General features: G+C 53.6%; 17 protein-coding genes. 15 read left to right on the top strand and 2 right to left on the bottom strand.

Features of this window, described 5'->3' with window-relative positions:
* A partial coding sequence (locus DESPIG_RS13975) for a cache domain-containing protein (RefSeq protein ID WP_006003719.1) occupies positions 1-1,019 on the bottom strand: 1,019 nt, incomplete at its 3' end.
* A gap of 164 nt (positions 1,020-1,183) precedes the next feature.
* Here DESPIG_RS13975 and DESPIG_RS00575 point away from each other — a divergent pair.
* The 11 genes from DESPIG_RS00575 (at position 1,184) to fic (ending at position 14,008) form a co-directional block, all read left to right on the top strand.
* Positions 1,184-2,257 (top strand): bacteriophage T4 gp5 trimerisation domain-containing protein, encoded by a 1,074-nt coding sequence (locus tag DESPIG_RS00575; protein ID WP_006003717.1) that lies wholly within the window; start codon positions 1,184-1,186, stop codon positions 2,255-2,257.
* 4 nt (positions 2,258-2,261) lie between these two features.
* The gene (locus DESPIG_RS00570) at positions 2,262-3,113 is read left to right on the top strand and encodes a hypothetical protein (protein WP_147589219.1); all 852 of its coding nucleotides are present in this window, start codon (positions 2,262-2,264) and stop codon (positions 3,111-3,113) included.
* Positions 3,114-3,123: 10 nt separating this feature from the next.
* A complete protein-coding gene (locus DESPIG_RS00565) occupies positions 3,124-3,414 on the top strand; it encodes a hypothetical protein (protein WP_147589217.1) in 291 nt (96 codons plus the stop codon).
* A gap of 14 nt (positions 3,415-3,428) precedes the next feature.
* Entirely contained in the window at positions 3,429-4,067 is a 639-nt protein-coding gene (locus DESPIG_RS00560) for a hypothetical protein (RefSeq protein ID WP_006003711.1), read from the top strand.
* 47 nt (positions 4,068-4,114) lie between these two features.
* Positions 4,115-4,540 carry a hypothetical protein gene (locus tag DESPIG_RS00555; protein ID WP_147589215.1) on the top strand — a complete coding sequence of 142 codons (426 nt, stop codon included), beginning with the start codon at positions 4,115-4,117 and terminating at the stop codon, positions 4,538-4,540.
* Positions 4,537-7,911 carry a hypothetical protein gene (locus DESPIG_RS00550; RefSeq protein WP_006003707.1) on the top strand — a complete coding sequence of 1,125 codons (3,375 nt, stop codon included), beginning with the start codon at positions 4,537-4,539 and terminating at the stop codon, positions 7,909-7,911. The genes DESPIG_RS00555 and DESPIG_RS00550 overlap by 4 nt, the downstream gene beginning before the upstream one ends.
* On the top strand, positions 7,874-8,680 hold the full coding sequence (locus DESPIG_RS00545; RefSeq protein WP_147589212.1) for a hypothetical protein: 807 nt from the start codon (positions 7,874-7,876) through the stop codon (positions 8,678-8,680). Before DESPIG_RS00550 ends, DESPIG_RS00545 begins: the two co-directional genes overlap by 38 nt.
* Before the next feature lie 9 nt (positions 8,681-8,689).
* The gene (locus DESPIG_RS00540) at positions 8,690-9,502 is read left to right on the top strand and encodes a hypothetical protein (protein WP_147589211.1); all 813 of its coding nucleotides are present in this window, start codon (positions 8,690-8,692) and stop codon (positions 9,500-9,502) included.
* A 5-nt stretch (positions 9,503-9,507) separates the two neighbouring features.
* The gene (locus DESPIG_RS00535) at positions 9,508-10,158 is read left to right on the top strand and encodes a hypothetical protein (RefSeq protein WP_006003703.1); all 651 of its coding nucleotides are present in this window, start codon (positions 9,508-9,510) and stop codon (positions 10,156-10,158) included.
* Between the two features lie 228 nt (positions 10,159-10,386).
* Positions 10,387-12,780, top strand: a complete 2,394-nt coding sequence (locus tag DESPIG_RS00530; RefSeq protein WP_006003701.1) for a hypothetical protein — start codon at positions 10,387-10,389, stop codon at positions 12,778-12,780.
* Between the two features lie 688 nt (positions 12,781-13,468).
* Positions 13,469-14,008, top strand: coding sequence for a protein adenylyltransferase Fic (gene fic / locus DESPIG_RS00525; protein ID WP_040368914.1), 540 nt, complete (start codon positions 13,469-13,471; stop codon positions 14,006-14,008).
* Positions 14,009-14,424: 416 nt separating this feature from the next.
* On the opposite strand, the gene DESPIG_RS13050 is transcribed toward fic, so the two are convergent.
* Positions 14,425-14,934, bottom strand: a complete 510-nt coding sequence (locus DESPIG_RS13050) for a GNAT family N-acetyltransferase (protein WP_006003699.1) — start codon at positions 14,932-14,934, stop codon at positions 14,425-14,427.
* Positions 14,935-15,164: 230 nt separating this feature from the next.
* Here DESPIG_RS13050 and DESPIG_RS00520 point away from each other — a divergent pair, with 230 nt between their 5' ends.
* From DESPIG_RS00520 to DESPIG_RS13970, 4 genes are all read left to right on the top strand, one after another.
* Positions 15,165-16,157: a biotin synthase BioB gene (locus DESPIG_RS00520; protein WP_211204906.1), complete on the top strand. Its 993-nt coding sequence runs from the start codon at positions 15,165-15,167 to the stop codon at positions 16,155-16,157.
* 101 nt (positions 16,158-16,258) lie between these two features.
* Positions 16,259-17,017 carry a hypothetical protein gene (locus DESPIG_RS00515; protein WP_006003695.1) on the top strand — a complete coding sequence of 253 codons (759 nt, stop codon included), beginning with the start codon at positions 16,259-16,261 and terminating at the stop codon, positions 17,015-17,017.
* Positions 17,018-17,028: 11 nt separating this feature from the next.
* Positions 17,029-17,454, top strand: a complete 426-nt coding sequence (locus DESPIG_RS00510) for a hypothetical protein (RefSeq protein WP_006003694.1) — start codon at positions 17,029-17,031, stop codon at positions 17,452-17,454.
* Position 17,455: 1 nt separating this feature from the next.
* Positions 17,456-17,902 (top strand): hypothetical protein (locus DESPIG_RS13970; protein ID WP_006003692.1); only part of this gene is annotated, 447 nt, incomplete at its 3' end.

Here is a 17,902-nt window from a genome sequence, read left to right as displayed (position 1 = left end):
TTTTTTGCGCCAGTGACCTGGTCGTAATATGCCAGGTTTGTAAGGCGTTTTGTGTAACGGCTATATAGGTAATATCCGTACAATATAAAAGAAATCAGCAGCAACAGCGTAATGACAAAGGCAGCTTCGATGACCAACAGCAAAGAATTTGATAAGCTGAACAGCCCTTCCCCATTGTTTACACAACATAAATACCAATTATTGAATCCTATCGGTTCCAAGAAAAATGGGTAAGTCTTCCCTTCATATTCAAAGGAAGAAAATACCTGTTCCTGACGTTGCATGGCGGCATAGATACTTTCCCTGGATTCTTCCTTGATATATGGTCCGTCAAATATGGTCGGCAGCTTTTCAGCGACGACAGCTTTCGGGGAGTGCAAAAGAAAAACACCCCTGGAGTTTAAAAGATGTATATATCCGCCACCACCTAAAATAGTTCTTCCTGATAATATATCTTGAAATATACCAAGAGTATCACTTGCTGCAAGTGCTCCAACTATCTTATTTCCACTATATACAGGAACGCTATAAACAAACACATTATCATTTATTATTGGACTTTTGAATATGAAAGATATATTTGATTCTCCACATAGAGAAAGCCGTATTACACGCTGAACCTCATCAGGCAGAGAAGAAATTTTAATATCGTATACTAGTCTGCTTCTATGTATAGAGAGGGTAGCATTTCCTTTTGTATCAACATAAATAAGACTCATCAATGAGCTTTTTCTGTTTGCTAAATTCAATTTTTCTGCTAAAAGTTTTTTATCAGATGTATTTTCAACATCAAGAAATGATGATAATACAGATAAAAGTTCAAAATTGTTTTCAATCTGTTTTAAAATACGAGACTTATATTCATTAGATTCCATCATCACTTGGTCTCGTATGGATTCAAGTCTTGAATTATAAATATATTTAGCAAACAAGCTGCCTGTTGTTAGGATAACAAGAATCAAAATAAGAACGATAATCCCTGATTTTCCAAGTTGTTTCTTCAAATTCGTGTCATCCATTCAACATTCTCCTCATAAAGCGAGACATATCATCAAAAAAATTCAAAATACCTGCTTGCAGACACCTAAAGCACTCATCGATATACCGTTTGCGTATCACTTCTGAAACGCAAATACAAACAAAGTTTCTGAATCACCCCATAGATACCGGTCAATCTTTCCGCATGGAAAGCATCGCCCGACATACCGGTCATCCAGAATATTTCAGCACGGCCACGGTCATCACCGCCAACCCCGCCACCCTCACGTGCGACATCCTGAAGACGAAGGGGGGGATGCTTTATGGCGTGCCGGTCCTCAACACCACAGGCGGCATCCAGAGCAACGATGTCTCCTGGGGCCGCAACTTGCCCGGCGCCGTCGTCTTCTACACCTACATCGATGGCCAACCCTACATCATGGGCACTGTCCCTGTCGCCGCACAGCCTTCTGTCCCCATCTCCACGAGCAGCACTTCCACAGATTCCGGTGGGGACAACAGTTTCACATACGGCGCGACGAATCGAGATTCCTACACCTGCGGCAGGTCATCCTCCTACATGCCTGGTGACAAAGTCCTCTCCACGGACGGCGGCGCGGAACTCGCGTTGCTGTCCGAAGGCGGCATTGTTCTTAAAGCCTCCCCCATGAGCCAAATCATCATGGGCGCCCTCATGGACTTCGTAAAAATCATCGCCCGAGAACTGACCATCAGTACAGATTTTGGCGACATCAGCTTCTCCCACGGCAGCTCAGGCCGTACAGGTATGTCCATCGTGGGCGGCGCCAAATACAGCGACGAAGCCCAGCCGGGAAACGGAACCCCCACGACCCATTTTTATCTGGGCGACACCCCTGACGCCCCTGATTCGCGTTTCGGCGTGCGGGTGAATAGCGTCGATGGCGAGAATTACGGCGCCATCGTCATGGGTACCGACGGGAAGCTTGTGCTGGCCACCTCCCAGGATGCCCTGATGTCTGTGGGCAAGGACAATGAAGTTCGCGTCATGGGCAATGACTATTACCAGGTGGACGGCAAGCGGGCAGTCGAAGTGGGCGGCGATGAAACACGCGCCATCTTTGGCAAGCTCGATTTCACTGTAGGCAACAAGGAACACCACTCCGTCGGTTCCGACCTTGACCTTCAGGTCGGTGGCGCCTTGCGGATCGGGGCTGAGAGCATCACGCTCGTATCCAGGTCGAATAACGTGGGGCCTGTGGATGTCACCTGCTCGGCCCTCAACATCAGAAAGGCATAGTTGCATGGCGACACCACAAGCGGAAAACGGAAAATGCCCTGAAGGATACACTCATGTCTTCGGCCCGCTCTGTGTGGAGAAGACCACGCTGGACCGTATTGACGATACACTCCCCGATGTGCCGGACGTGGATTTCACGTCTCCTGATTGTGAAATGGCTCTCGGTGCTCTGCAGCAGGTCCATAAGTCTTTGGAGAAGCTGCTGCAGCTTCCAAAGCGCCTCATGTCCATGGCCAGGAAGCTCCTCGACTATCCGTTCGACAAAGCCAAGGAGCTGATGGATGGCGCTCTGAAGGCCTTCGATGACGTTTCCAAGGCGATCGACGAACTGCTCAGCGGCGCCGGCTCCGTGGCCGAGCTGAAGCGTGCCCTGCAGAAAGCCCTTGAATGCCCGTATATCGCCAAATCCGAGCTTGGACAGCTCATAGAGGATGTCCTCGACATGCTGGATGCCGGGAATCGGATCGAGTCACTCCTCAACAAGCTGAAGAACGCCCTGAGTTCCAAAGCCAACCAAGCGCTCGACGCCCTTGAGGAGACGCCTGCCGAAGCGCTCAGCAACGCATCGAAACTTTTCAACGACACCCTGAACCGTCTGGGCGTCAAGGATTGGCTGGACAAGCTCGAGGAGCTGGAGCGCTGTGTGGAAGCGGCCTGCGCCATGTACGATGTAGCCAAACGACTTCCCGCCACCAGCGCGAAGCAGATCTGGGAATCGCTGAACGGTGCCGTTGACGAGGCCGGCAACCGCCTGGAAGCGGCCGTGGCACGTCCGACGACAGCCGCCCAGCAAACGGCCATGAAGGTCGCGGAAGATTTCAAACTTGCCAAGGCCAAAGTCGCGATGACGGCCTAGGAGGTACGGCATGCCGCTGCCAGTTTGCTGCGTTGGTGACCGCTTCGAAGGTTTCTGTCGGATATGTGACCATACTGTACAGGGGACGATGGTCACAGGGGATTTTCCCTGTATCGAAAACAAAAATGTCTGTGTCACAGGCAGCCTGGGCCGTGGCGATTGCGGTCATTCCTGTACTGCTGTCGGGCAGTCCCAGGTACTGTTCGTCGAAGGCAAAGCCGTTGTCCGCGTGGGCGATCCCGTCACCGGCGAGATAGAGGGCCGGATGGTGACCGGTTCCGACTTCGTTTTCACTGACTGAGCAAGGAGAGAAAAATGGATATTCGTTCCGCATCACGTCCAATATCCGGCAGCGTTGCACGTTCCGGGGCACAGGCTGAAGGGATCGTCCCACCCGCGACAGTAGCGAATGAGAAGCCTGTCCCCACTGTCCCAGAGGTCGACGGAGAGGCAGGCATCAAAAGCCCGCTGGAAGAATTCGGGCCCGAATCCGTCATCAAGAGCTATCTGGATTTTCTGCACGCGCGAAACATTACGGACGACGATATCCGGGACGTCCTGGAATGTCTGATCACGTCCGGGAACGTTTCCTGGCGGTTCGAGCTGTTCGACCGCATCCCGGTGGAGTTTCGGGTCCGGCCTTCGTGGGTCGATGACTACATCCTGGAACTTGTCGACCGGGAGACCGCGGACAACGACCGCGTCTCCATGATGCGCTACAACAACCTGGTCGCCGTATGCAATCTGGCGGCGTCCATGGCGGCCTTCAGGGATGAGACGTATCGCGTCGAAACAAAAGAGGATTTCGAAAAAGCCAGAAAGCGCGTCCAGGACATGCCGTATATCATCCAGAACGCTCTGGTGAACAAGCTGGCGGTGTTCGACAGGACCATCGCCGTGGCGACATCCGACTGGGCAGTCAAAAATTTTATGCGACCCCGGAAGGAAAAGTAAGGGCCGAGATCCTCAGACATTCCGGGGTGCAGTACCTTAGGCGCAGTGTGGAGTTTCGTCTGCTGCGCGAACATATCATATCCAGGCAGGCGTACCAGCACGGTATTGGCCAGTGGTTCGGGGGACGGATGCTCGATGTCTTCCTGCTCCTGTCCGTGTCGTCGGGGCTGCAGGATGGGGCCAGGGATGATTACCTGAAAAAAGTACGTGAGTACCTGGATGCCGTTTCCGCCCTTGCCGATCCCTCCGGCACCTATAATGCCGGTGCGCCCAGGACGGCCCAGGCACCACGACAGGCCACAGACGACGACAGGACGCGGTATCTCGGCCTCATGACTGCCGGCCTGCACAAAGCCAACAAGCAGGGATTCGCTTCGCTAAAGGAGCTTCGCCAAGCCATGGAGGCCCTGAGAGAAACCGTCGACAGCATGCGCGACAACAGCTTCAATGGTACGACAGGTGATAGCAAGTGATCACGCAGGAACAATCGCCCATCTTCACGAATTACGGCCCTCTTGCCACCCAGTATCTAACCGGCGGCCAGATGGGCTATATGCCGCAGGCCCAATACCTTACCCCTGCCGAGTACGGCGCTTTTCGCACACTGCCTGGACCGGCACCAACGGACTACCAAAATCAGATTCCCGGTTTCCTGCAGTCATGGATGATCCGCAGCTACGGCGCCCCTTTCGGACTGCCAAAGTACACATTCAACACCTACAATCCCGCGGTCAACCAGCAGCAATATATGAGCGCCATCCGGCGCCATTCCAGCGACCAGATGCTGGCCCTCGGCGGTACGGTATTCGATTTCGGCGTGTCATCGCTGGCCCTCGGTGCCTTGGGCGGCATTCCTGGCGCCATAGCCGGTCTGGCCATGCCCAGCCTTGCGGAACCGGTCATCAACCGTGTCCGCGACCTGCGCGCGCTCCAGAACCTTACCATGCCGAAGATTACCGGAGGACGGGAAGTGAACCTGGCCACCGGCATGGGGTTCAATGCGGCTTCCGCACGAAATATCGACAGCTTCACGCGCATGAGCGCGGCTGGGGACGTCCTGTTCAAGGAAGGCGACTACCGGCGCATGATGCAGCTTGGCATCGAAAACGGCATGTTCGACTACGCTGGCAGCGCGGCGCAGTACAAGGACATCATCAAGAAGCTGCGCAGTACCATGACAACGGTCATGGAGGTCGTCGGATCCACGGACTTCAAGGACTTGATGAAAGAGTTCAAGCGCTTGCAGACCATGGGTGCGGACATGTCGCAATTCCAGAACATCCTGCGCAAGGAGAACATGTTCTCCCGCATGGCCGGCATGAGCCATAGTGACATGGTAAACACCTACGGTCAGCAGGGGGCTTTCCTGTTTTCCTCCATGGGCCTGAACAACTACCAAGGGTCCATACAGGCCATGGGCAATGCGGCCATGATCACGCAGGCGCAGCGCATGGGCCTTATCAATCCGGCCATGGTCGCCCGACATGGCGGTGTATCAGGCATGGTCCAGACCATGACACAGCAGGACGCCCAGGCCCAGAACAAAATCCAGGACCTGCTGTTGTCCTATCTGGCGAACGATTCCATGACCGGGCTCGACCGGAACGTCAGCCTCACGGATATCCTCAACAGCCAGAATCCCATGAACCTCCTGGTATCCCGCTCCGGCCGTCTGAACAACCTGGACACCATGATGGCCTTCCAGCGTAACAAGCCCGACCTCTGGGGCGAGGCCGTGGACAAATACGGCGGTGACGTGCTGAGCGGCATCATGGCCAATGCCATAGGCAAACAGGTAGGCAGATCAGGTATGGGGGCCACGGAGTTCGGCCTGCGCATGCAAGGTTATTCCCCCGAGATCGCCCGCATCAAAGCGCAACAGCTTCACAGCAATGAATTCCAGGAACAGGTGGCTCGTGAGGCACATCTGGCCAGACAAAAACGCCGTGAGGAAGAGGATCTTGCCGCAAACCCCTTCCGCCGTCTTGCCCGCGACTTCGACAAAACGCTCACCAAATTCAGCGAATCCACTTTTGGCCGTGTCGCGGGTGCTTACGCCGGTTTCGTCGAACGCAGCGATGCCATAGCCAACGGGTACGTACCAAGCACTGATAGTGTGAACAGCAACGTCAGGGAAACATCATCCTCTCTCGCTGATGAGAAGACACGCCAGAAGGCCGCGGATACCGTGAGAAAGCTGTCTCTATCGACGGATGAGGCATCCTGGACAGGCGGAAAACTGGAAGCTGACGACTGGGAACGGCGTAACCTCGTGATGCTCAACGAAGAAACCGGTGGCGAGGGGATGAGAAAAATTAGTTTCCGGGTTCGTAACGGACGTGTAAGTGGCCGGGTACAGCGTGATGGAAAGGGAGGATATCGCGGTTACTACGATGCCGGTGGCTCCTCCTTTGGGACAAACCAGTTCACTACCACCAATATGATCAGCTTCCTGAATCAAAAAGGGAATGAGCGATTTCTGGAGGCCTTTAAAAGCAAAGGGGTCGATTTATCCAGTGGTAGTGATGACAGCCGTATGCTCGACAACATTCGTAAAAAGCTTGGAGACAAGCGCCTAAGAAGCATAACTGGATCCACAGCTGAAGAAGTACTGCGTAAAATAGACGCAGCAGGGCTAGGATTGACGTCTGAAGAGACAGCTCTTCTTCAAAGAACTCAGGATGCTTACACAGATATTATCGACTCAAGCATTGGAGACGACTTCAGAGCAGCATATTATAGCGAAGCCATTAATGAATATGTACGCCCCTGGTATGCGCTTGCTGAACAGCGTGGATCAAAAGAACAGACCGGTGAGAAGGTTGGTATTCTTTTGCAGGATGAAGGCTGGCGCCGTATCCTGTATGACCTCGCCAACAATCGTGGCGCCGGCAATGCGAAGAGAGACTTTAGGGCTGCATTCAGCAGTATGTCCCTTAAAGACTTTCAAGGACTGGCGTCTACAACTTCTGGGAAAAAACAGCTCCTTGACAAACTTTACGCTGCAACACGCAGCCGTCTGAATTCAGGAAACGGAGCCTATGGCCGATACGCAGCCGCCGGGCGGCAGATCACAGCCTACAAAGCGGCCTTCGACGCCCTCGACGGCACACCCTCCACATCCCAGGCCTCCGTGAGCAACACCCTCGACGAGGACATCAAGCGCCTTACTGGGGAGCTGTCCGCAGCCCAGTTCGCCCTGAATCCTGAAGGAGTGGACGGGACGGTCTACGATGCCATGAGCATGAACGCATACTTCGGTTCAAATGTCCTTAATAGGAGGCTGTCCGGGGGCTCTCTCAAGGATGATGCCGAACTGCTCTCAAAAAAGCTCGGAATGGATATCGGGCAGGACGCCCTCGATACCGCCTTGCGTGAGACGAACGCTTTCGATGTCGACTATCGTACCCTGAATGCCCCCGTGAGTCGCAAGAACGAGGCCCGTAAAGCTCTGACGCGGCTCATCGCGCAGCAGCGTCCAGATCTGAACGAAAAAGCCCGTGAGGACCTCGTGGACGCGCTTTCAAGGGATATGGAGGTCCAGGGGCTGCTGGCGGCCGCATCCGTTCGAAATGGGGATCTGAGCAAAGACGACGACGTGAGCCGCAGGCTCATCGACTGGAAGAGAGCGGAAGAGGATGCCGTAAAGCTGCGCAGCAAAAGACTGAACGAATTTTACGCCGGACGATCTGAAAACGCATGGGAAAATTACGCAGCTAATGCCCTGCACGGTCTCGGCAAGGAAGATCTGGCTACCGTGCGGACCGCCATGTCCGCAAACCCAACGTTATGGACAGCTGGTCTCCTTGCGCGCGCTCACCAAATTTTACAACGCTTCAGCTAATGAAAGAGAACGTGGGAGCATCCGCAAGGAAATCAACGGGATCGCGGGGCGCTATGGCATGGACGATCAGGCGGTCGAGCGCATGCTCCGCGACGGCACGTTGCGGGCGGACGAGATAAAGAGCTTTTCCGCTGACCAGAAAACCCTTGATGCCCTTGGTGACGTCGGCGCACGGCTCTGGGAAGAAAACAAGGGGGCCTCACGGCTGTTCATGACCCGTAATCAGACGGCAATGAGGGGAGCCAATGGAAGTGTCGCCCTGGGCATACTTACGCCCAATGTGGCACGCCACGTCGCCGGCCTGAACGAGCTCGCAAAGAAAAACCGCTTCAACTCCGCGCAGGATGCCATGGCAAATTTCGAGGAGTTCCAGCGTCGCGTCGATATGTTCGGCAGCGCGGCGGACAAAGCCCTTGTCGCCAAAATGGCCGAGGAAAGGAAGCGGACCGGCTCCGTCGACCTGGGCAAATACGGAGCGGACGCCTACACCGCCGGAGCCGCAAAAACGCTCGACGCGGCATCCGCATCCGCCCAGAGCGATCCCGGTGCGGCACAGGCAGATGCCCTTCGCGATCTCCGGGCACAGACCGATGCAAAACAGCAGCAGGCGGACTACTTTGCCGGCAAGAGCACAGGCTCCGGCATGGGAGAAACCATGCAAGGTCTCTCAGGCACGCTCAACACACTCAACGAGACGCTGAAGAATGACCTGGTGACGACACTGAATGGCGTGAAGCAGACACTGGCCAGCCTGCAAAAGAAGCTCTAGGTGGTGACGATGGCTTTCGATATCCAGAGTTTCTACAACGATGTCTACGGATACAATACCGACAGTGGAGTGACGACCCCGACCAAGGCGGTCTCCATCTTCGATGCAGGTTACATATCTTCGAGCAAATCCGCATCCCTCACCAAATCCCGGACGGGATATTTCGCACTGGGCGCCACCGCTTCTGGAGGGGCATCCGGTTCGACAGGCGGAGGACAGGCGGACACCCCCCAGACATCGACGGCGAATTTCTGGCAGATCATCATCACGAGCATCACGGAAGGACATTCGGAAAAATCCCTTGTCCATAATACGCTGTCGGAGAATGTATCCGTCTTCGCCGCCGGGGCACTGCCGGTACAGGTCAACATTACCGGCATGCTGCTGCGGACAGCGTCGAACAATCACCACTTCGAGTTCCTGAAACGTTATGTCGACGGGCTGCGTGCCCGCAAGCTGAGTGTTGAAGAACGTACCTGTACCTTCGTCAGCAAGGACACGTCCTTCAAGATCATTATCGAAGCTCTCGTCATCGAGTCCTCCGTGGAGAACGAAACGTACGTCAACATCAGTATTCAGGGGCACGCTTATGGCTACAAAATGGCGAACAGCCGTGACCCCTTGCAGCTTGGCTATTACGGGACGGCATCCCCTGTGGCAACGTCGGCCGCCAAGAAAAATGAACAGGAGCAAAATGGTCTGGAACAGGGAGAACAGGCCGGAGAAGAACAGCGATCTTCTTCCGACCCGGAAACAAGTCTGAAGCCTGTCAGTGACAATAATCCAACGTCCACCAAACCTCGTGAAACCATCATGGTCTGAGCCGAATGCCTGCAGAAGAACGTTCCACATCTACCGGGATATCAACCACAGATCCCTTTGACTGGCGCAAGCCGACAACACCGGAAGACACGCTTTCAGCGCTCGATTCGCTATACAGCCCGGACGATTTCACAGGTCGCGCGGCTTTCTATGAATCAGCGACAGCCACATCTCCGCTCAACATTGACCTTCTTGTCCAGAGTATCCAGTTCAACCTTGAAGAGCACATGCAGCTTTCCCACTATGTCGGGGACATCTTCGGGGAGATATGTTTTGGAAAGAAGCCGCTCCATATGACGGTCAGCTGCGTCCTCGTCGATGGCCCGGAAAATTACGGCAAGCAATACCTCGTTGACTGCTACAAAAACAGACTTCGTCTTTCCGCCGTTGCCAGAACTGGCAATGTGCCCATGCTGCGCTGCCTGGACTCGGTCTACTCAGGTCCGGTAACGAGTATGCAGCTGAGTGAGAGCAGCTCCCAGGAAGATGTCATCATCGTCACGTTCACCATGCTTGTTTTGTCGCTCAAGGTGACCCATAACGGCAGTCTCGTGACATTCGACTATCTGCACGGCACTGACAGTGTTTCGGAAGTTGTCACCGACAGCGTACGGACGTCGAAAGGCGATGACGAGGTCCGTTTATTGACTATTTGATGAAAAAAATGGGCCGTAACAGTTACGATGATTGTAGCAATATTTTTGTTGAATATGTATTTTCAATAAGTATCTATGTATTCGAATCGCATGTGAAATTATTTCGTCACAGAATTAAACGTGATATCATCATTCTATTATATAACATTATTGATCTGCACTAGCTACTCAATATCTTTATAACGATTTAATTCTATAAGCTAAAAGCTCTTAGAGGTAATCCTTCCCATGCCTGAGACTGACCAGACTCCGTCCGCAAGCACATCGTCAGCGGAAAATGCAAACATAAACCTTCTCCAGTGCCGGGTCTACATCGCAGGCATATTATTGCCCACGATCTCGGTGAACATCCGCTGTGTCTTCAATGAGCCCCCAACAGCAGAAATTGCGCTTCCGGCGTACCCGGAGCTTTTTTCTCTTGGGGAAGCGGACCGTGTCCCGGTCCACGTCTTCGTGCAGGAGACCATGGTGGAGTCGCCGCACTTCATCCTGCTCTTCGAAGGATTCATCGAATCCAAGATCTACATGAACAGCCCTCTTGAGCGCAGTGTCACCATCAACGCCATCTCGTACTTCGATATCCTGAACGATTGCAAAGTCAGATTCATGACACAGCTCGATGACATGTTCCTTATGTCTGGGGCCGGCAACCAGGAACAGGCCGCCTATGTGGTCACGTCGGACATCACCTTCCCGCACTGCCTGTTCCGCTACGGGCTCAAGCCCCTGGATAACGGACTCCCCATCAAATATCCCTCACAATACCTGGAAAATATCTACGCCTTCATGCAGATGGCCGGGCAGGTCGATCCGAAAACAGGCGAAGAGTATCATCCTCCACTGGGACAGCTCCACGCTTCGAAGCTGTCACAATACTTCCGCAACCAAGCGGAAGCCCTCAAGCTGCTCGACCGCTTCGAATACCTCCCCTACTTCGACAAAGCCGGAAAGGAAGGCACGGCATGGAAGATAGCCGGATTACCGGAAACGGACGACATGGCTACCGCCTTCCCCATGATCTATGGCATGCAAACATTCCATGCCATGGAATTGCTGGTACGTGGCGCCGTGAACGCCTCCGAGGAGCAAACGCTGCGCGAACTGCTGACGTTTCTCGTGGACGAGATGGAATATGAATACCTCTACATCACCAATCCGGCCTATCATGCAGCCATCCCGGCAGATGAGGAAGCCGGCACGGAAGAGGTCCCGGCGAAGCTGGTGTCGTCTTGCATGAAACCACTGCTGACGGATTCCATGCCACCGCAGTGTAATGTCCTGCACAGGACTCTGGTGACGAGTATCCAGACCAGTCAGAAGTACAAAGGTTCCCCAACCCGCATCCAGATCCACAACCTGTTCGGCCCCCTCGCCCAGCTGGTCAACGGGAACACCAGCAGCAAGCTGGCCCAGACCGGCCTGCTGGATTTCTACCCTTCCGAAACCTATACTGATTTCGAAATCCCTGAGGGCCATAAAGGGATCCGCGCCCTGAGCAACGAACTCCTGAAAGTCGAGGAATTCACGGGGCCGTGGGTACGACAGGTCGGGACGCCACGCTGGTTCCACTACATACCCTTCATGAACAGCGGGGTACAGGACAACACCGGATCGACTCTGGCAGCAGAGAAGATCTTCAAGGAACGCTTCTGCCGCCGCCAGCTGCTCAACCTCAAGTACGCCCCACGGCAGCTTACGGCGACTTGTCAGTTTGCCCCTTACGTCACACCAGGGTTCCCCGGTGTCGTTTTCGACAACAATGATACCCATTTCGCCTTCGCGGGCCACGTCCTGGCGGTCGAGCACAGCATCTCCGGCACCGAGGTCAGGACAAGCATCAGCATGAACTTCGCCCGCCTCCTCAAAGAAGCCGCGACGATCCCCATCAACCACCCGCTGACGGCGGTAGACAACATCACGCAGTCCCAGAGCCGGATGACGGAGATCTACCAGACGATACTCGGCACGCCGGGAGCGTCAGATGTCAAGGGCGCCGATGCCGTATCCTATGCCACCCTGCTTTCCGAACTGACCTCGCCGGACACATCGACGGCGTCACCGCACAGCAATCCCCGTGAAGCCTACAAATACATGCGACGGAACATCGTCACATTCGAGGACTACTGCGCGTATATGGGCTTCACGGCAACATATGGGAATGGTCCCGAAGGCCCGCAGACACCGCTTCAGTTACATGGTGATTTCCTGGAAAAAAGACGACCGTTGAAAATCTTCAAGACGGTCAGGGTGAATGAAGGGAACACCGGAAACAGCGCGGAAGACGGTTCTTCAAACATCCCGGAAAAAGAGCTGATAGGTTCTTTTGATGAATTATCGAATGATTCTGGTACCGGCTCCATAATTGATTCCCGTATTGAAGCCATGAACGGAACATTCAATGGAACATCTTCCGGTACAGTGAATAAAACACAGGAAGCAGATGAAAAGGGGGCCGCTGACAAGATCATGGAGAAAGCCTGGGACAAAGGACGGGATGGCTCCGAAAAGGATGGTCCACAAACACTCGATGCCAGTGAGGCCATTGCCGAGGTAGAATCCGATGTGCGTTCCCTGCTGCTCCAGATACAAGCGAAGGAGTTCGCGACGATGGTCTATGAGTAGTGCCGATCCTCGCGTGCAAACAGGCGTGCCGGAAACTATACTGTCAAGCTGCAGTTACATTGCTTTTTCCGTCCCAAAAAGCTAGAATTCCCCCGTTACGTGGCTCCTTCCCATGCGTTCGGTACGGCGCAAACTCCCGCTTGCCGGGTAAGGGAGGTTAGCCGCATGAGACGCCTTGTGCTCTTGGCGCTGCTGACGCTCCTTTGTCTGATGCTCCGGGCTTCGTCCCGGCTGTAAGCTAAAACAAAGGCCCCCGTCCGGCTGGCACCGGGCGAGGGCTGAAAACATGTAGCATACCCACGTAACATCAAGGGGACGCTAGTGCGTCGTACCTGCCGGGGGAGTGTTGGCAGCATTCTCCCGGCACCTTTTTTATAAGCATTCTCCCAGAAGATTGCAAGCCGCCGCTCATAGATGCCTTTCCTGGTTTGTCTTTTAGAGATATCCCTCAATTTCCGGTAGGAGAGAGCAACAATGAGTGACAAGAGGAAAGAACAGGAGCGGACAGAGCTCCGTCGTGTGATATGGAACATCACCAACGATCTTCGCGGTAGCGTGGACGTCTGGGCTTAAATTGGAAGTGCTGGATATTCGCGAACTCAACAAGCAGATAGAGGTAATCGTCGCTCGTGAATCCGTGCTTCGTGCCGAAATTGACAGACAATCGCTGAAATCGAGGGATAGCGCTATGAAGCTTGACGAAATTAGCCTTGATAACGCTCACCGGCTGTATGAAAGCGGCGACATCGAAAAAATGGAAGTGGGCACCACCAGAGGCCTGCAACAGATCCACGCCTATCTTTTTGGAGGCCTGTATGACTTTGCCGGGCAGATACGGGAAGTGAACATCTCCAAAGGGAACTTTCGCTTCGCCAACTGCCTGTATTTGAAAGAAGCCCTGGCCGCCATTGAAAAGATGCCCGAAGCCACCTTTGAAGACATCATCGCCAAGTACGTGGAGATGAATATCGCCCATCCCTTCAGGGAAGGGAACGGTCGCGCCACACGTATCTGGCTGGACATGATGCTGAAAAAGAACCTCCAGCGCGTGGTGGACTGGCGGAACATAGACCGGGACAAGTACCTTCAAGCGATGGAACGGAGCCCCGTCAACGACCTTGAACTGCGCTTCCTCATCCAGCCGAACCTGACCGACCGGACGGACGACCGTGAAGTCATCTTTAAGGGCATAGAGCAGTCTTATTATTATGAAGGATATCGAAAATGAGCCAGCTGGACGAACTTATTACCCTGCTGGAGTGAAGTACAAATCCTTAGGTGAAATCGGGACTTTTATCTGGAAGCGGTCTACAGAAAAAGCTCCGGGCCTCGTCCCGGCTTGTAGCTTAAAACAGAGGCCCCCGTCCGGCTGGCACCGGGCGAGGGCTGAAAGTATGTGACATAACCACGTAACAGCAAGGGACGCTAGTGCGTACCTACCCAGGGAGTGTGCTATCACTTCCCAGCACCTTCTTATAAGCATTTTTCCAGAAGATTGCAAGCCCCCCGACAAGCCTTGGTCAACGTGTGGGAGCCACTTGTCTTGTTCGTGACGCCCATACGACGACACGCACCTGATCCTTAATCCTCACCTATATACCCCCAAGTCTCCGCGGAAAGATTGTTTGCGGAGACTTTGTGTTATCAAATACCAAACTCTTGAGCGTACCTTATTATTCCGTGAAGATCGTCACCATTTTTAGTTATCATATAAACCATAAAATTTTCACGAGGAACATCAAAAGGAGCTTTTATGCCGAAATCCTCTGCAGGTACATATCCTTCACTAGAATAGTATTTTTCACTACCCAAGACGATGGAATGTGTATAACCAAGTTGCTTTGCGATGCTATGTCCTTCCCGTATCAAAGATTTCCCAATTCCTTTTCGTTGATACTCAGGCAAAACGGAAAGCGGAGCTAAAGCCAAAACTGTTTTTCCATCAACTGTTGCTTTTGTGAACATGATATGCCCTACGATTTTCCCCTCTTCTTCAGCAACTAATGATAGTTCAGGAATAAAAGCATCTCCTTTTCTCAGGGAATTTACCAGATCATGTTCGTTTCCATCTGCGTGTTCTGCACTTTCAAAGGCACGTTTTATGACATAATATACATTGTCACGATCTGCAACTGTTTCTTTTCTAATAATCATAAAGATCTTCCTCAGCTTAAAGTCGTGAGATCACTATCTGTAGTGTCTTTAAACAGGTATAGTAAGCAATATTTATTTTGCTATGTTTAGCAAAGAGCAGCCGCTGAAAATATGGCTACCCTGTCTCTGATCAAACAGCACTTGTATCGATGCAAGAAATGCCCTAAACTTTCACCCTGAAGAGGATATGTTACGACGCAATTGGAACTCTTTTCGATAAAGGAGCAGCAATGATTCCCAGAGGAAAAAAATCTTCTATCCTTCAGCGCTGGCGAGAGCAAGGCTCGGCAAGCGCTACGGAAGAAGAGATTGCTACTTTGCTGGCTATGCCCGTTCATGGAAACGATTTTTATCGCCTCTTAGCCGCTTCAGAAGCCCGAAGTCGTGCAAGTTATGGTTCGCGAGGCTATGTCTTTGCCCAAATCGGAATCAACGCTGAACCTTGTTCTAAAAATTGTGCTTTCTGCTCTATGGGAAAGTCTCATTACAGCATGGATGGAAGGTGGCAGAAAACCATCCCTCAGGTGAAGCAGGAGATCGAGAACCTGCTGACTCAAGGCATAGATGCTCTCTTTCTGATGACTACAGCCGATTTTCCCCAAGAAGAAGCTCTGAAATTTTTTGCAGCCGCCCGCTCTATTTTGCCCAATAAGGTAAGTCTCGTAGCCAATATCGGGGACCTTGACGCATGCATGGCCGAGCGGTTGCGCGACAGTGGATGTGACGGAGCCTATCATATCCGACGGCTGCGCGAAGGCGTTGATACTGGCATTTCCCCTAAAGAGCGAGAAGCTTCACTCGAGGCCCTGCTCAAAGCCGGACTCGAAATTTACTACTGCCTTGAGCCAATAGGACCAGAACACACACCCGAGGAGTTGGCCAAAGAATTACTGTTTGCCCGCTCACTTCATCCTGTCGCCATGGCTGCGATGCGGCGTGTTCCCGTGCCGGGGACCCCATTAGCCGAAAAAGGCCGAATTTCCGCACGGAAGCTAACGAAAATCGTAGCCGTAAGCAATCTCGTCGTCGCTCCTTCCCGATGCATGAACGTTCATGAACCGATGCAGATGCCACTTTTGGCAGGCGTCAACCAGCTATATGCCGAAAGTGGCGCAAATCCACGAGATACGCACAGCCAGACGGAAGAAGGACGCGGCATTGACGCGACCAAGTCCTGGGAAATACTGGCTGAAGGGGGATGGTTCCGCCCAAAATCGATGTGACGCCGAAAAAACCTTGAAAAAATAGGTGGATCACTCTTTGCCTTCGAGTGATCCTGTATAGTCAAAACCTCCGCGGGCAATCTTTCCGCGGAGGTTTTGTTATGCCCGCAGTCCGCCCCGCCCCCCTCAACGCCACTTTCGCTGATGAGGACATGCGCCTCTGGCACGAATACAAACGCAACCCGTCGTCAGACAACCTGGGAAAACTGCTGGACAGGTTCAGCGGCGTCATCAACGGCCAGGTCAACAAATGGGCTGGCCCCATCCCCCGTGACATCTTGCTCAACGAAGCGAAGCTGCTCACGAAAAAGGCCCTGGACAGCTACAATCCGAATTCCGGCGCCGCGCTGGCCACATGGGTGACGAACTCCCTGCTCCCCCTCAGCCGTATCGTCTACACGCACCAGAGCACGGTCAGAATGCCCGAGAACATCACCATGAAGGTCAACACCTACAACACGGCTGTCGACCAGCTCACGACGATCCTGGGCCGGGAACCGACCACCGATGAGCTGCATGACGAACTCGGCTGGACAGCGGCGGAAATAACCCGTTTCCGCGATTACAACCGGCGCGACCTGCTGGAATCCGGCCCGACCGTGTCCGGTGATTTTTTCTCCGCCCAGGACGACGGGGACGATGACATGCTGCTGTCCGGTATCTACATGGAGCTCTCCCCAGACGAAAAGTGGCTCTTCGAATACACGACCGGATACAACGGCGCCGCCGTGCTTTCCAACGCTGACCTGCAAAAGCGGCTCGGCATCACGCTCTCCCAGCTTTCCTACCGCAAGAACCTGCTGCGCAAGAAGATCGAAGGTATCATGGCACGCCCAGGCATCAGGCGCAGATTTTCGTAACGGAGACCAGCATGAGCATTGCCTCCCCCATGGATATAGTCAAGTACCTTGGCTCCATGAGCTCCATGCTGTCCAAGGGCGACAGGACAGCCGCAGGCGAGACGGACGACAAGACACCGGACGAGGCTCCCCAGAAGGAAGGCATGAACGCCCTGTCTACCGACGGGCGCACCATCGCCAACGCCGTCTTCACATCCGTCCATGCCAAAATGCCTGCCGAGTTGCTGGCCATGGGCAACGCCTACGATACAACACAATCCTGTACCCGAATGGCCAAGCTGTACAACCGGAGCCGCAAGGACTTTTACGATATTGCCGCCCGCGACCTTGAAACCAGGAAGTCACGACTGGCGTACAAGCAGGGACTCATCCTGGCCATGCTGTCGGGAATCGAAGAAGTCCGGGATGCCCAGATCACAGAGAAGCCGGAGGAGTAACGTGATTGACCTGAGACTGTACACACCGACAGGCAATTACGCCGACCAGAACAATTCCAGCGAATACATGCAGCTCGTGCGTCCCGAAGATCCTTCGGCACTCGGCATCGAGGTCATCGCAGGCAAGGTCGTCAAATACATGCTTACCAGTCGAGGATCCGATGCCTTCGATCCGGACTACGGCGGCGTATCCATGCACCATACACAGATTTCCCAGGCGTTCCTCCCACAACTAACGCTTGAGGTCCATGATGACGTCCAGCGCTGTACCGGATTCATCAAGAGATCGGACGGGAACAATCAGGAGCGCCTGCTGCGTATCAACGTCCTCGACATCCGGTACAATGCCCGTCTGACGCCTGACAGGGTTGACGTCTATCTTGAAATTTTGACCACGAAGAACAACCGCGCCGTCGTGGCCATCACGACAAACCAGCGCCAGACACGC

Source organism: Desulfovibrio piger ATCC 29098 (assembly GCF_000156375.1).
In the GTDB taxonomy this organism is placed as follows: Bacteria; Desulfobacterota; Desulfovibrionia; order Desulfovibrionales; family Desulfovibrionaceae; genus Desulfovibrio; species Desulfovibrio piger.
This window is presented reverse-complemented; position numbering and strand designations above follow the sequence as displayed.

Bases quoted from the DNA above. Each gene is read 5' to 3' on its own strand.
- DESPIG_RS00575 (WP_006003717.1), top strand. From the start codon at position 1,184: ATGGAAAGCATCGCCCGACATACCGGTCATCCAGAATATTTCAGCACG.
- DESPIG_RS13050 (WP_006003699.1), bottom strand. From the start codon at position 14,934: ATGATTATTAGAAAAGAAACAGTTGCAGATCGTGACAATGTATATTAT.
- DESPIG_RS00540 (WP_147589211.1), top strand. From the start codon at position 8,690: ATGGCTTTCGATATCCAGAGTTTCTACAACGATGTCTACGGATACAAT.
- DESPIG_RS00520 (WP_211204906.1), top strand. From the start codon at position 15,165: ATGATTCCCAGAGGAAAAAAATCTTCTATCCTTCAGCGCTGGCGAGAG.
- DESPIG_RS00565 (WP_147589217.1), top strand. From the start codon at position 3,124: ATGCCGCTGCCAGTTTGCTGCGTTGGTGACCGCTTCGAAGGTTTCTGT.
- fic (WP_040368914.1), top strand. From the start codon at position 13,469: ATGAAGCTTGACGAAATTAGCCTTGATAACGCTCACCGGCTGTATGAA.
- DESPIG_RS00560 (WP_006003711.1), top strand. From the start codon at position 3,429: ATGGATATTCGTTCCGCATCACGTCCAATATCCGGCAGCGTTGCACGT.
- DESPIG_RS00530 (WP_006003701.1), top strand. From the start codon at position 10,387: ATGCCTGAGACTGACCAGACTCCGTCCGCAAGCACATCGTCAGCGGAA.
- DESPIG_RS00515 (WP_006003695.1), top strand. From the start codon at position 16,259: ATGCCCGCAGTCCGCCCCGCCCCCCTCAACGCCACTTTCGCTGATGAG.
- DESPIG_RS00535 (WP_006003703.1), top strand. From the start codon at position 9,508: ATGCCTGCAGAAGAACGTTCCACATCTACCGGGATATCAACCACAGAT.
- DESPIG_RS00570 (WP_147589219.1), top strand. From the start codon at position 2,262: ATGGCGACACCACAAGCGGAAAACGGAAAATGCCCTGAAGGATACACT.
- DESPIG_RS00510 (WP_006003694.1), top strand. From the start codon at position 17,029: ATGAGCATTGCCTCCCCCATGGATATAGTCAAGTACCTTGGCTCCATG.